We start from the raw sequence: 14,055 nt of genomic DNA, 5'->3' as shown, positions 1-14,055 counted from the left end.
ATGCAAGCATGGTTCTTATTCAGTATATCGTATTTCTTTAATGATGTTCAGGGTAAATCACGTCACTAATATCATAACCTAATGATTTAGCGTAATTTAAATATTCATGAATAATTTCTTTTTTGGGATTAGGTATCCGTGAAAGTACCCATAAATATTTACGGCGCGGTTCTCCAACCAGTACAGTTTGATAATCAGCATCAAGTTTTAAAATCCAGTAATCACCACGGATCACAGGGACCCAACGCACAACCTCAGGCAAAAAACTTACCCGCAATTTACTATTAAATGGTGCATTGGCAACAAAAGCTTCACCTACACTTTGCTGTACGTTGCCTTCACTGTCATAACACTTGTTATCAACAACAATATTGCCATTTTCATTGAAGGTATAAGTCGCAGTGACGTTATAAGCGCACTTACGCTCAAAAAACATCGGTTTTCGCGCGACTTCGTACCAAACTCCCAAATACTTATCGAGTTCAACTTTATCGACTGTCGGTAACGGTTTTGCTTGTGCATAAGCAATCGTTCCAACAGCCAACCCAGTTAAGACAGCCCCACCAATCGCAATCTTTGCAAGGCGCCAACTCGCTTTCGGGAAATTTTTAATAAAAGGCATGAGAAATCCTCAAAACAGTAATTTGTTATCAATAGTCATATAGTTAGCAATTTAAAATAGCTTACTTTGTGAACAAAAACTGTTGCGATATGTATCCCTTTTGAGGATTTCTCTGTTTGATTATGACTGCAACATATGTGCTTTAAGACGGACAATCTCATCGCGTAATCTTGCAGCTTGTTCAAACTGGAGCTCTTTCGAGGCTTTTAGCATTTCCTTTTCCAGTTTGCCAATATGCTTTGCAAACAGTTTTGGATCAGATAATAAATGCTGCTCATCTGCACTGATCGCCTGTGCTTGCTCAAGCACTTTTTCATCAATTTCATCATCACTGAGTACTTCACCCGTATCGATTTCCTTGATGGTTTGGCGCACCGCACTACGTGGGGTAATACCATGTAATTCATTAAATTCAATTTGTTTATTACGACGGCGATCTGTTTCATCCATCGCTTTACGCATTGAATCAGTAATACGATCGGCATATAAAATCGCTTTACCTTTGACATTACGTGCTGCACGACCAATGGTTTGGATCAATGAACGTTCTGAACGCAAGAAACCTTCTTTATCTGCATCTAAGATTGCAACCAAAGACACTTCCGGCATATCCAGACCTTCACGCAGCAAGTTAATCCCAACCAGCACATCATGTACACCAGTACGTAGTTCGTGAATAATTTTGACGCGCTCAACCGTATCGATATCCGAATGCAGATAGGCCACTTTAACGCCATACTCTTTAAGATATGAGGTTAAATCCTCAGCCATCCGTTTAGTTAAGGTCGTAACCAATACTCGCTCGTTGAGTTGCTTACGAATATTAATTTCAGAAAGCACATCATCCACTTGGGTTAATACTGGACGTACTTCAATTTCAGGATCAATCAAACCTGTTGGACGTACCACTTGCTCAACAATTTGCTCTGACTTTTCCAATTCATAATGTGCAGGCGTTGCGCTGACAAAGACCGTGGTTGGAACAATCCGCTCCCACTCTTCAAATTTCATTGGACGGTTATCCAAAGCACTTGGTAAGCGGAAACCATAATTCACCAAGTTTTCTTTACGTGAACGGTCGCCTTTATACATCGCTCCAATTTGAGGAACGGTTACATGCGATTCATCAATGATCAGCAAAGCATCTTCAGGAATATAATCAAATAAAGTTGGTGGTGCTTCACCTGCGGTACGACCCGAAAGATGGCGCGAGTAGTTTTCAATACCATTGGTATAACCCAATTGCTGCATCATCTCTAAGTCATAACGCGTACGCTGTTCAATCCGCTGTGCTTCTAATAACTTGTCATGCTCTTTAAAGAATTTAAGCTGATCTTTCAACTCATCTCGAATGGTATCAATAGCTCGGGTTAAATGGTCTTTCGGGGTCACATAGTGACTCTTTGGATAAATGGTCACACGCGGCACTTTACGCACCAATTTTCCAGTCAAAGGATCAAACCAGCGAATCGAATCGACTTCATCGTCAAATAATTCGACCCGTATCGCGTCTTTATCCGATTCCGCAGGGAAAATATCAATAATTTCTCCACGGATACGATAAGTACCCCGTAAGAACTCCAGTTCATTACGGGTATATTGCATCTCTACTAAACGACGAATGATCTCATCGCGACTAACACGATCACCTTGTACGATATGCAATAGCATCTGCATATAGGCATTTGGATCACCCAAACCGTAGATTGCAGAAACCGAAGCAACAATAATCGCATCACGACGCTCTAACAGCGCACGTGTTGCCGAAAGGCGCATTTGGTCAATGTGATCATTAATAGCCGAATCTTTTTCGATAAAGGTATCTGACGAAGGCACATACGCCTCGGGCTGATAGTAATCGTAATAACTGACGAAATACTCAACCGCATTATTCGGGAAGAATGCCTTGAATTCACCATAAAGCTGTGCTGCAAGGGTCTTGTTATGTGCCATGACAATCGTTGGACGTTGTGTCTGAGCAATCACATTGGCCATGGTATAGGTTTTACCCGATCCTGTTACCCCAAGCAGTAATTGATTACGAAAACCTTGGTCAATACCACTAACCAATTTTTCAATCGCCTGAGGTTGATCGCCCGCAGGTTGATAATTGGTGACTAACTCAAAAGGTTGGTTTTCGCTCATATAGAGATACTCAACTGATTGGATGGCTATTTTCACTTTTTAATGGGGGCAACAAACTGCTTTTTAAAGTCTAATGATACTTTTGAATTGTTATGCAATTTCCAACACAGTCAAATCAAGAGATTACCCTAGTCTTTAAAAAAGCGCGCAATTTATACTTATAAACCTAAAAAACTTAACAGAATGGGGTTAAATTTCAATCTCGTTTTGATATCAATTGTTAATTATAACTCTTAGACAATACATCACAGTATCAAAGACTCTGCCAAGAAAGCCATGATATATATTTTAGTGATTAGCCATACTTGAATCTAATCGTCATTGGAATAGCGTCACTCAGAAACATACCTTAAATAAATTAATCTCAAGCAAGACTTGACCCGCTACACAATCAACTGCAACATGGACTTATACTCGATTTCAATGATAAGAATATGACTTACCAATATCACGATGAAACAATCGTAACGGAACTCCCAGAAGATACGGTCTTTGTTTTTGGTAGTAATTTAGCAGGGATACATGACAGCGGTGCGGCCCGTGTCGCGGCACAACACTTTGCAGCGGTCAAAGGTGTTGGTCGTGGTTGGGCTGGGCAAACTTTTGCGATTCCAACACTGAATGAACATCTACAACAAATGCCATTGGCTCAGATTGAGCATTATGTCGAGGACTTTAAAGTCTACGCAAAACACCACCCTAAAATGAAATACTTTTTAACGGCATTAGGCTGTGGTATTGCAGGTTATAAAGTATCTGAAATCGCCCCATTATTTAAAGGCATTCACTCCAATGTGATTTTTCCAGAATCTTTTCGTCCCTATATCGAAGAAGATGCTGTTTCACAATTTCCAGACCTAACTGCTGATGCGGTACATGCTTTTATTTCAGATAAAGTCATTTTCTATTTCGATCATGGCTACGAGTCTTTCGAAGAAGCACTCGATCAAACTCAGTTAACCGCAGCTGAAAAAGCCATTGCTTTGGTTGTTTTAAATGAAGAGCTGTACCCACGTGATCGTTATGGTCGCGGTCGTGAACATGAAATCAACGATATTTTAGGCAAGCTCAATGGCAAAATTTTCAACTTTCATAACAACGCTGAAGGTGCCATGACCTTTGTGAGTGTGATTATTGCCTTGATGGAACTGTATGATATTGATGAGTACGATTTTCTCAAACTTTGGCGTGGCGAACTAAAAATACAACACCCATTAAACCGCCATTAATAAGAAAAAAAAGCCAATCAGATTGATTGGCTTTTTTATTAACGCTTACCCATCGAACGACGTGTACCGCGTGGTGGCATCCAAGTGCGATCAGCATATTGTTCAGGTTTTGGACGAACCTGATTATGCGTTGCATCCTCAGCATCATCCTGAGCAGATGGCATTGGAAAAGGCAATTTCACCAAAGCTTTTTTGGCTTTAGGTTGTTGGGTACTCATTGGAATTCTCTCGAAATCTAGATTTCTAGCCGCATATTGTAATAGATTTTTGCGCTTTTGATAAAAATAAAATATGTAAAAAAACACAATGATTCTAATGCTTAAAATTTAGTAACTTTTTATGCGATTCTGGCAAGTTTCAGCCACAAAGAAGTCGATTTAGGCTAAGATAACCTGCTTTTTATTTTTTAATCCCATAAGAAGGAATAATGCCGTGGACGTACGTCTCTCTGATCGTGTCAATGCCATCAAACCGTCCCCTACACTTGCAGTGACCAATAAAGCCGCTGAGCTTAAAGCTGCTGGTAAAAACGTGATTGGTTTAGGTGCAGGCGAACCAGACTTTGATACCCCTCAACACATCAAAGATGCTGCAATTGAAGCGATTAATAAAGGCTTTACAAAATATACAGCTGTAGACGGTACTCCAAGCTTAAAAAAAGCAATTATTGCGAAATTCAAACGCGATAATAATTTAGATTATCAAGCCAACCAGATTCTCGTGTCTTGTGGCGGTAAGCAAAGTTTCTTTAACTTGGCACTTGCTTTGTTAAACAAAGGTGATGAAGTGATCATCCCTGCACCTTTCTGGGTAAGCTATCCAGATATGGTGATTATTGCTGAAGGCACACCTGTCATCGTGAAATGTGGTGAAGAACAACGCTTCAAAATCACACCAGAACAGTTAGAAGCGGCAATCACACCAAATACACGTCTAGTGGTATTAAACAGCCCTTCAAACCCAACAGGTATGATCTACACCAAAGCAGAGTTAGAAGCTTTGGCAGAAGTGTTACGTCGTCACCCACAAGTATTTGTTGCTTCTGATGACATGTATGAACCAATTCGTTGGGAAGATGAGTTCTACAATATCGCGACTGTTGCACCAGACTTATATGACCGTACCATTGTTTTAAATGGCGTATCTAAAGCCTACGCAATGACAGGCTGGCGTATCGGTTATGCAGCAGGCCCTGCAAAAATCATTGGTGCGATGAAAAAAATCCAATCACAATCAACTTCAAACCCAACTTCGATTTCGCAAGTTGCAGCTGAAGCAGCATTGAATGGCCCACAAGATGTACTTGAGCCAATGATTGAAGCGTTTAAACGTCGTCATGATCTCGTTGTGAGCGGTTTGAATGACATCAAAGGAATTTCTTGTCTTCCTGCTGATGGTGCTTTCTATGCCTATGCCAACATCCGTCCATTGATTCGTGCCAAAGGCTTAAAATCTTGCACAGAATTCTCTGAATGGTTACTGGAAGAAACAGGTGTTGCTGTTGTTCCTGGTGATGCATTTGGTTTAGGCGGTTTTATGCGTATCTCTTATGCGACTGCTGACGAAGTTTTAGTTGATGCTTTAGCACGTATTAAAAAAGCAGCTGATTCAATTGAAGGCGTTGATGCCGCAATTGCATCGATTGCAGCAGAAAAAGCTGCGAAATAATTTTTCCACAATAAAAAAAGAAGCTTCTCAATGAAGCTTCTTTTTTTATCTCTTAAATCAAAATCTTCAATACAATTAGAATTTCCTACAAGCGACACTATTCCGCAGATTCACCACTAAAAAGTGCAACGACCTCAGCTTCTGTCATCTTCTTGGTCGAATTTTGAAAAGCATAGAACTCAGGCTTACAATCAATATAGATTTCTAAATCAAGCTTTAAGTCTTGTGGCGACTCATTCAATGCAAATGCATTGATATTGCAATAATTCTGATCTTTAGTCCGCCAAAACAAATTGGTACCACAGGCACTACAGAATCCCCGCTCACCCCAAGCCGATGAGTTATAAACAGAGAGATGATCTTGTTTTAAAAATTTTAAGCTGCCCTGTTTAACATCAATCGTCATAATCACACCACTGGTCTGTCGACGACAAATCGAACAGTGACAGGCATGTACATCATGATTACTTAATTCGACTTCAAATGTGGTTTCACCACAAACACACTGTCCTTTCATTATAAATTTACCTTTTATTCAAAATTGTTATTTATGAATTATCGTTAGCATAAAACAAAGCAAGCATGCTGCAATCAATAATTTGTAAAACATGATATGGATCGATGAACTGTATTGACAGTCTCTGATGGAAAGACTACGTTATACATAAGTTCCTTTTTAGAACCATATAGGAAAAAACATGAAACACCCGAAAGAAATGAATGGACTTGAGTTTTTAACCGCGATGTGTGAAGGGAAAATTCCACCTGCCAGTATTAGTGAAACTATTCCGATGCAACCTGTAGAAGTTGCAGAAGGATTTATCAAATTTGAAGTTCAAGCAGATCAACGTCACCTTAATCCCTTAGGTGGAGTACATGGGGGCTTTGCTGCAACCGTACTTGATTCAGTGACAGGCTGTGCTGTTCATACGCTTTTAGAAGCAGGCGTCGGTTATGGCACTATTGATCTAAATATTAAAATGTGTCGCCCTATTCCTAAGAATCAAAAACTCACAGCGACAGGCAGTATGATCAATATCAGTAAAAATTTAGGTATTTCTGAAGGTAAGATTGTCGATGCAGATGGCAAACTTTATGCCCATGCAACCGCAACCTGCATGATCATTCGCCCATAAGCACAGATTAAGCAAATGGGCTATTTCATCATAGCCCTATGCAATGGCCTTATTCGCTTGAAAGTTTTTTGGTCGAATACATAAATGACTGAATACTGCGTATTGCCAAATGCTTTTCACTTGTACTGAAACAACCTTTTGCTCTGCCACAGACCAAGCCAAAGCAGTGTTTGCGCCTAAAAATAATTCACCACCAAGTTGAAATAAATATAAAGGTGCATGCTCGTCGACAGTCAATGTATTTTTTTGTGTGAGTAGATCTTTAGCTGTTTGAATTTTCCACTTATTACCAAACCATAATTGCAGTAAATCACCCAGATACAAGGCTTGTTGCTTAAACGGGAAAGTATTTATAAATGAATGTTCAACGGGCGTGTAATATTGCGCTGAATCTTGAATAATTTCGAGATAATGCTCTTGATAAAAAGACAAATTTGAAAAAATAGATTGAATATTTAGAATAGTCATTTCGACCTCCAGTTTAGCCATTTTAGTGCTGGCAAGTAGGGTTAAATCCACACTGTTTAGATAAATATCTAAACGCTCTTTCTGATTCGAATCTAGCAATAGCCTGTTCAAAGTTCAAGTTATTTTTCCTACTTTATCGTAATTGTGCAAATAAAAAGCATACGATGCAAAAATGAAAGAAACATGACAGTTTTATCTTGACCAATTTTAAAAGCTGCCTATAATGGCACTCAGATTCTCCCATAGCTCAGTCGGTAGAGCGACGGACTGTTAATCCGCAGGTCCCTGGTTCGAGCCCAGGTGGGAGAGCCAAGATTCTAAAAAGCCCAGATCAATGATCTGGGCTTTTTATTTTAAATAAACAAAATACCCTTATAACGACAATTACGATTATTTTGTTCATTTCATGTTGAGTATCGTATAAATTTCGACCTACCATATTATTTTAACTATAAGATAAAACTTAATGATGTTGTTAAGGAAAACACATAATGAAAAAACTTCTATTTTGTTTAATCGTCTTTTGTAGTCCAGCAATGGCCGCCCAAACCACTTGGTATGCTGGTTCCTCTTATAAGGGCACGGTGACTGTACCAATTGAAAATGGACCCAATGTCGTCTGGAAATGTAATGGTCGTGTCTGTAGCATGTCTGGCCCTTGGGGCAATGCACTCTCCTTGGATTCTTGTCAGAGTCTAGTCTTACGTATCGGTAAGATTAGTTATTATAAAAACTCAGTAGGTGCAATCTGGAATGCCCGCTCCACTGAATTGGCACAATGTAATCAAGTTGCACGTTAATACTCAATATTTTGGTTAAGCGATTATTATTCATACTGATTTTACTTGACGGACTGAAATTTAAGCCCTAAAATTCGCTCCAGATTCTCCCATAGCTCAGTCGGTAGAGCGACGGACTGTTAATCCGCAGGTCCCTGGTTCGAGCCCAGGTGGGAGAGCCAAGATTCTAAAAACCCACTCTTAATTGAGTGGGTTTTTTATTTGCTCTTTGATAAATACATGTTTGAATCGAATCACTTCTTATTTCTAACGATTGGTTTTATTAGTACAGCTATCTTGCTTTTTAGCTGTATACGCCCTTTCTTTCCCAAACAAAAATTCTTTGCTCGACCTGTCATCACATCATTTGAATCAAGAATGTTTGTACGATTACAACAGGCCTTTCCACAGCATCATGTACTTGCGCAGGTTGCCTTTAGTGCATTGATTACCAGTGATCATTACAAGATCCGCAGTAAGTTTAATCGCAAGGTGACAGACTTTGTAGTTTTAGATCAGCAGATGAATGTTCTGGCGATTATTGAGTTAGATGACCCAAGCCATTTAGGTAAAGAATTAGAAGATCAAAAGCGCGATCAGATGTTGCAAGAAGCAGGCTATCAAGTACAGCGTTATACGGAAATTCCATCTATAAAACAGCTACAGATGGATCTTCGATAGTCAGCTAATTTAAGAAAGATTACTCCGTCTTTGCCGATTGTTCAGCATTTTTCTGCTGTTCAAATTTCTTTGCCATTTCGGCGCGTTGCTGGTCATATTTTTTCTTGGTTTGTGCATCACTTTTGGCAGCAACAAAGGCCATACCGACAATAAAAATTGGAATCAACAATCCCAAACTCATTAATAACCAAGGGATTGACTTTTTCTCAACAGGTGGCTGGCTCATAACTGATTTAAACTCAAATTGCATGGCTTTAAACAGTGCAACAATATAACAAAAAAGAGCCCCTATAAAGAGACTCTTTTTTAAAAGCAAATTTTTAAATAGGCAAATAAATCTTAGAATTTACCAGTACAGTGAGGGCTTTGACTGGCATCCTTCTGCGCATCTGTTAATACAATACCTGTACCCGCTGACATATTAGTCTGAATAAAGTCATAAGCTTGGGCATTTTTACATATGATCGCTTGTGTATGCGTTGCATTTGGAACAATAGTTAGACTATAGCCTTTATCATAAGCTGCTTGCGGGAAGAACTTCAAAGCATTAGCTTTCATATTCGCAAATAGCCCCTGTGTTACTACAGGTAATACCGCTTGATCTTTTTCGCCCTGAATAATAAACACTGGCGTTTTAATTACTTTCGCTGCTGTCGCATTGGTTGCAGGCTGGGTATCTGCTAAAAAGTTTTTAACAACTTGATCATTCTTAAATTTATTCAGATCAATACCGTACTGTGCAATTTGATGTGTAGGATCAGCCAAGAAAGCTAAGATTCCAGCTTTAAACTTTTCTTGCAAGCCATTTGCACTATCTGGTGCTGGATAACTTAAACATGCTCCATCATCCCCTGTACGCCCATGGGCTAATTCTGCAATATCAGCCGCTCCCGAGGTAAAGATCGTTTTTAAATCGTAGTTTGGTTGCTGTGCTTTAATCCCAGCACTAGCTAAAGCTGCATATGCTAACAACTCCGCATAACCATCTGCGATTTCCTCAATTTTTGCTTGGCCTTGTGCTGGTGTGAGTATGTTATTCGCTACTGCATAACGTACTTGTAGTAAGCTCTCATCCAATTTATTTACAATTTTAGGCTTTCCATCCGTATCAAGATTAAATTGTGGATCAATATAAATCTGAATAATTGTTCCCAAACTTGATGCAGGTGCACCCGCCACTGCGCCTTTATAGCTTGCATCTGTATTTGCAAACTCCGCTGTGCCTAATGAAGCATGTCCACCTTGTGACTGACCAATCGACATCCAATCCCCTTTCAATTGAGTGCCATAATGATCTTTTGCAGCCTTAACTGCGGCAAGTGCAGATTTCGCTTCACTACTCAAATTAAGATATGGATGAACACCTGGTGTACCTAGGCCCTCGTAGTCTGGTGCTATGACAACATACCCAGCTGCCAATAAGGTATCAGCAAGAATTCTAAAACGCGGATTAATCACATTTTTACTTGGTGCACAGCCATCACCTACCCCAACAGTTCCATGCTCCCACACCACAACTCGATAACCATCCTTAGGTTGAGTTGCTTTCGGGAACAATACCATCGCTGTTGCCGTTGCAGTTTTTCCTTGGACATTTGCCATGTTATAGGTCATGACTTTAATAGATGAAGCATTATCAACCTGATCAATCGCGTAATTACTTTCAGACAGATAAGTTTTTTCCGTATTTACCCCAGTGTAATCATCATCATTGTCATTACATGCGGTTAAAAATAATGCAGAAATAGAGAATGTCATTGCCAACGCAATTTTAGACCGTTTCATAAAATATCCTTTTAGTCCTTGTTTTATTTTAAGCATGAAACTACATGCCACATTATTAAGGCATAAAAAAAGTGCTCTGCATAGAACACTTTTCAACTATTCAGTCAGTTTAAAATATTAATTCTAAAAAAATTCCAATGAAAATAATCAGCCCTACCCAACGATTGTGACGGAATGCCCAGAAACAAATTTGCGGATCACGATCTTTGGTTTTAAACGCCTGATAAGCAAAATCAGCAGCGACAATTAACAGTGCAGCCAATCCAAATGGCAATAACAGATTTTCCAAATATAGAGCCCCACCGATGAGGAGCAAACTTAAAATCTGGAGTAAACCAATAATCTGTATATCGTAACGACCAAATAAAATTGCTGTCGATTTCACCCCAATTTTCAAATCATATTCACGATCTGTAATTGCATACTGAGTATCATAAGCCACAGTCCATGCCAAATTACCAAAATATAAAAGCCAGCAAGTTAAATCTAAAGGCTTACCCATTGCGGTAAAAGACATAGGAATTCCCCATGAAAAGGCCATACCCAAAACCACTTGTGGCAAATGCGTATAACGCTTCATAAAAGGATAAATAAATGCCAGTACTAAACCTGCTAGGGCACAATAAAACGTCGCGATCGGTAGAAAGAATAAAGTACATGCACTTGCAGCAACCAACCCCAGAAAAACATAGACCGCTTCTCGTGGACGAATAATACCAGTGGCTAATGGACGTGTTTTAGTACGCTCTACATGAGCATCTACTTTACGATCAGCAAAGTCATTAATCGCACAGCCAGCCGCACGCATAAAAATCGTACCCAAAACCATCGCAATGAGAATCTGCAATGGTGGTAAACCTCCAGCCGCAATCCATAACGCCCACATTGTCGGCCAAAAAACCAGCTCTGTACCTACAGGCTTATCAAAACGGCATAAATAGTAATAGGCCTCTAAACGCTGCCGCCAAGTTGTGTGTTGCACTGTTTCCATGATGAATCCTTAGAGTCAATGCTGTCGAATAAATTGTTCAAATGCAGGTAGAAATGTTTCTTGCACAATAAACTTACAACCATGCCATGTATAGCAACTCTGACGCGTCCAGCCTTCTTCGAGAAGAATCACTCTACGTTCACAAGCAGGATTGGTTCGTTGAAATAAAAACCAGCCAATCGGTTTATTACGGATATGCCGAAACAAGCGTGCTTTTTTTTGCATACTCAAAATCGGGAAAATACTTTTTGCTTTGACCCATGCCTGCTCTTCACTGCCATAAAGAAGGGTTTCACGCACCCAACCAATATGATGAGGTGGCATCTCCATCCACTGACTATCTGCAAAGGTTAAACGTTGATAATGTTCTTTCAATCTTTCAACATGAAACTGACCGTGACCTAAATCGGTTAATTGTTGAGTAAGCGAACCAGATGCATACAACCATTTTTTTAAATCAATCGGGATTTCTTTGCCCTTTATTCTGTTTGGTCGTAAATTTCGCATGCTTGGCTCACTAAAAACATCGCGATTAGTGTACATGAATTTCTTGGTAAAAACGTATGACTTTCAATTGAATCAAAAACATAAAAAAAGCTCGCCGAAGCGAGCTTTTTTGAATTGGATGTATTACAAGCTGTAGTACATATCAAATTCAACTGGGTGAGTTGTCGTGTTAAGACGACGTACATCTTCAGTTTTAAGTTCGATATATGCATCAAGCATTTCTTTGGTGAATACACCACCTTTCAACAGGAACTCATGGTCATTTTGAAGAGCTTCAAGTGCCATATCCAAGCTGTGAGCAACTGTTGGGATTTTTGCTTCTTCTTCAGGAGGAAGATCGTACAAGTTCTTATCAGCAGCTTCACCTGGGTGAATCTTGTTTTGGATACCATCGATACCCGCCATCAACAATGCCGCGAAACCTAAGTACGGGTTCATCATTGGATCTGGGAAACGTGCTTCAATACGCTTGCCTTTAGGGCTAGAAACGTAAGGAATACGGATAGACGCAGAACGGTTACGCGCTGAGTAAGCAAGCATAATTGGTGCCTCGAAGTGAGGAACCAAGCGCTTGTACGAGTTCGTAGAAGGGTTTGTGATCGCGTTTAATGCACGAGCATGCTTGATCACACCACCGATAAAGAATAATGCCATTTCTGATAAACCAGCATATTCATCACCAGCAAACAAGTTCTTGCCATCTTTAGAGATTGACATGTGAACGTGCATACCAGAACCGTTATCACCTACCATTGGTTTAGGCATAAATGTTGCTGTTTTAGCATATTGATGCGCAACGTTCCAAACTGCATATTTGAACTGTTGAACTTCGTCCGCTTTACGAACTAAAGTATTGAAGCTCACACCAATTTCTAATTGGCAAGATGCAACTTCGTGGTGATGTACTTCTACACGACCAGGACCCATGATGTCTTCGATTTTTGCACACATTTCAGCACGCATATCTTGTGAAGAATCAACAGGAGGAACTGGGAAGTAACCGCCTTTAACACGTGGACGGTGACCAGAGTTACCCGCTTCGTAGTCTTTACCAGTTGACCATGCAGCTTCTTCAGCGATCAATGTATGACGCGCGCCAGACATGTCGATATCCCATTTTACTTCGTCAAAAACGAAGAATTCTGGTTCTGGACCAAAGAATGCAGTATCACCGATACCTGTAGATTTTAAATATTCTTCAGCACGACGAGCAATCGAACGAGGGTCACGCTCGTAACCTTGACCCGTAGATGGCTCAATTACGTCACAAGTCACAACAACTGTAGGCTCAGCAAAGAACGGGTCAAGAAAACCTGTTTCAGCATCTGGACGTAAGATCATGTCAGACGCTTCGATGCCTTTCCAACCAGCGATTGAAGAACCATCAAACATTTTACCGTCTTCAAATGAATCTTCATCAATCGTGTCAGCTGGGTAAGTTACGTGTTGCTCTTTACCCTTAGTATCAGTAAAGCGAAAATCGACCCATTTTGCGCCACTTTCTTTGATGAGTTGAAGGACCTTGTTCGCCATGCTCATTTGCTCCAATGAAATTTCTATGCACCTGTTAAGTGCGTGTTAGTTGTTGATATCTAATTAGCAATTATCATACCAACAATTTTAAAGCATACCTAAAACATTGAAATTCTTTGCAGAAAAAATGCTTTAAGCTCCATGTCCTATGTCTACTATAATGCTTATATCCAAAAATGCACCATATTCACACATTCCTATTTTGGGGTGTCCCTAAAAAAGACAAAATGAACCAAAATAGTGCAATACATATAACAAAGAACCAATGTAGTGCCAATTACGCTATTATTCTTAGCATAAATTGGCTTTTTATATCATTCTTTTTAAGATCATTCCAATCAATTCATTTAGACTTTAGGTTCACTTTCTTGTTTTTTCACCAAGCCTTTCAATTACAAAAATTTATTCTCGATTAAGAGCGTATTTTAAACCAAGAATATCGCGCAAATTCCACCCCACGCCTTGTTTCAAAATTTTCCACATTAATGATCGGTTTTGATATGATGATTTC

15 protein-coding genes and 2 tRNA genes are annotated in these 14,055 nt (G+C 39.7%); 7 read left to right on the top strand and 10 right to left on the bottom strand.

The features are described from left to right. Positions 1-37: 37 nt before the first annotated feature. Together FPL17_RS01250 and uvrB are read right to left on the bottom strand one after the other, a co-directional pair. Complete coding sequence (locus FPL17_RS01250; RefSeq protein ID WP_159882668.1) at positions 38-622, bottom strand: lipocalin family protein; 585 nt, start codon at positions 620-622, stop codon at positions 38-40. A 120-nt stretch (positions 623-742) separates the two neighbouring features. Continuing rightward, positions 743-2,767, bottom strand: a complete 2,025-nt coding sequence (uvrB, locus tag FPL17_RS01245; RefSeq protein WP_159882666.1) for an excinuclease ABC subunit UvrB — start codon at positions 2,765-2,767, stop codon at positions 743-745. Between the two features lie 434 nt (positions 2,768-3,201). On the opposite strand from uvrB, the gene FPL17_RS01240 reads away from it, so the two are divergent. Continuing rightward, positions 3,202-3,996: an A1S_2505 family phage non-structural protein gene (locus FPL17_RS01240; RefSeq protein ID WP_005202440.1), complete on the top strand. Its 795-nt coding sequence runs from the start codon at positions 3,202-3,204 to the stop codon at positions 3,994-3,996. 38 nt (positions 3,997-4,034) lie between these two features. On the opposite strand, the gene FPL17_RS01235 is transcribed toward FPL17_RS01240, so the two are convergent. After that, positions 4,035-4,214 carry a hypothetical protein gene (locus FPL17_RS01235; protein ID WP_004652676.1) on the bottom strand — a complete coding sequence of 60 codons (180 nt, stop codon included), beginning with the start codon at positions 4,212-4,214 and terminating at the stop codon, positions 4,035-4,037. Positions 4,215-4,428: 214 nt separating this feature from the next. Here FPL17_RS01235 and FPL17_RS01230 point away from each other — a divergent pair, with 214 nt between their 5' ends. Next, the gene (locus tag FPL17_RS01230) at positions 4,429-5,664 is read left to right on the top strand and encodes a pyridoxal phosphate-dependent aminotransferase (protein ID WP_004808509.1); all 1,236 of its coding nucleotides are present in this window, start codon (positions 4,429-4,431) and stop codon (positions 5,662-5,664) included. A gap of 97 nt (positions 5,665-5,761) precedes the next feature. Here FPL17_RS01230 and FPL17_RS01225 read toward each other — a convergent pair whose 3' ends face one another. Then, positions 5,762-6,181: a GFA family protein gene (locus tag FPL17_RS01225; RefSeq protein ID WP_159882664.1), complete on the bottom strand. Its 420-nt coding sequence runs from the start codon at positions 6,179-6,181 to the stop codon at positions 5,762-5,764. A 181-nt stretch (positions 6,182-6,362) separates the two neighbouring features. Between FPL17_RS01225 and FPL17_RS01220 the strand changes: the two genes are divergently transcribed. Continuing rightward, positions 6,363-6,800 (top strand): PaaI family thioesterase, encoded by a 438-nt coding sequence (locus FPL17_RS01220; RefSeq protein ID WP_159882662.1) that lies wholly within the window; start codon positions 6,363-6,365, stop codon positions 6,798-6,800. A gap of 36 nt (positions 6,801-6,836) precedes the next feature. Here the strand turns inward: FPL17_RS01220 and FPL17_RS01215 are convergent, their stop codons facing one another. Further along, positions 6,837-7,268, bottom strand: a complete 432-nt coding sequence (locus FPL17_RS01215) for a hypothetical protein (protein ID WP_159882660.1) — start codon at positions 7,266-7,268, stop codon at positions 6,837-6,839. 236 nt (positions 7,269-7,504) lie between these two features. Here FPL17_RS01215 and FPL17_RS01210 point away from each other — a divergent pair. The 4 genes from FPL17_RS01210 to FPL17_RS01195 all read left to right on the top strand — a co-directional run bounded on the left by FPL17_RS01210 (position 7,505) and on the right by FPL17_RS01195 (position 8,728). Further along, positions 7,505-7,580: transfer RNA gene (locus FPL17_RS01210), tRNA-Asn, on the top strand. A gap of 179 nt (positions 7,581-7,759) precedes the next feature. After that, positions 7,760-8,068, top strand: a complete 309-nt coding sequence (locus FPL17_RS01205) for a DUF8200 family protein (RefSeq protein ID WP_159882658.1) — start codon at positions 7,760-7,762, stop codon at positions 8,066-8,068. 85 nt (positions 8,069-8,153) lie between these two features. Then, positions 8,154-8,229, top strand: a tRNA-Asn gene (locus FPL17_RS01200). A gap of 58 nt (positions 8,230-8,287) precedes the next feature. Next, complete coding sequence (locus FPL17_RS01195) at positions 8,288-8,728, top strand: DUF2726 domain-containing protein (RefSeq protein WP_017402421.1); 441 nt, start codon at positions 8,288-8,290, stop codon at positions 8,726-8,728. Between the two features lie 19 nt (positions 8,729-8,747). On the opposite strand, the gene FPL17_RS01190 is transcribed toward FPL17_RS01195, so the two are convergent. From FPL17_RS01190 to glnA, 5 genes are all read right to left on the bottom strand, one after another. Then, positions 8,748-8,954, bottom strand: a complete 207-nt coding sequence (locus FPL17_RS01190) for a hypothetical protein (RefSeq protein ID WP_005145387.1) — start codon at positions 8,952-8,954, stop codon at positions 8,748-8,750. Positions 8,955-9,067: 113 nt separating this feature from the next. Then, a complete protein-coding gene (locus tag FPL17_RS01185) occupies positions 9,068-10,513 on the bottom strand; it encodes an alpha/beta hydrolase (RefSeq protein WP_159882656.1) in 1,446 nt (481 codons plus the stop codon). A gap of 109 nt (positions 10,514-10,622) precedes the next feature. After that, a complete protein-coding gene (gene ubiA / locus FPL17_RS01180) occupies positions 10,623-11,504 on the bottom strand; it encodes a 4-hydroxybenzoate octaprenyltransferase (RefSeq protein ID WP_005183825.1) in 882 nt (293 codons plus the stop codon). 15 nt (positions 11,505-11,519) lie between these two features. Continuing rightward, entirely contained in the window at positions 11,520-12,011 is a 492-nt protein-coding gene (locus FPL17_RS01175; protein WP_151716238.1) for a chorismate--pyruvate lyase family protein, read from the bottom strand. A gap of 123 nt (positions 12,012-12,134) precedes the next feature. Further along, positions 12,135-13,550, bottom strand: a complete 1,416-nt coding sequence (glnA, locus tag FPL17_RS01170) for a type I glutamate--ammonia ligase (protein WP_171067166.1) — start codon at positions 13,548-13,550, stop codon at positions 12,135-12,137. Positions 13,551-14,055: the final 505 nt, after the last annotated feature.

The sequence above is a fragment of the Acinetobacter dispersus genome, assembly GCF_009884975.1.
GTDB classification, from domain to species: domain Bacteria; phylum Pseudomonadota; class Gammaproteobacteria; order Pseudomonadales; family Moraxellaceae; genus Acinetobacter; species Acinetobacter dispersus.
This window is presented reverse-complemented; position numbering and strand designations above follow the sequence as displayed.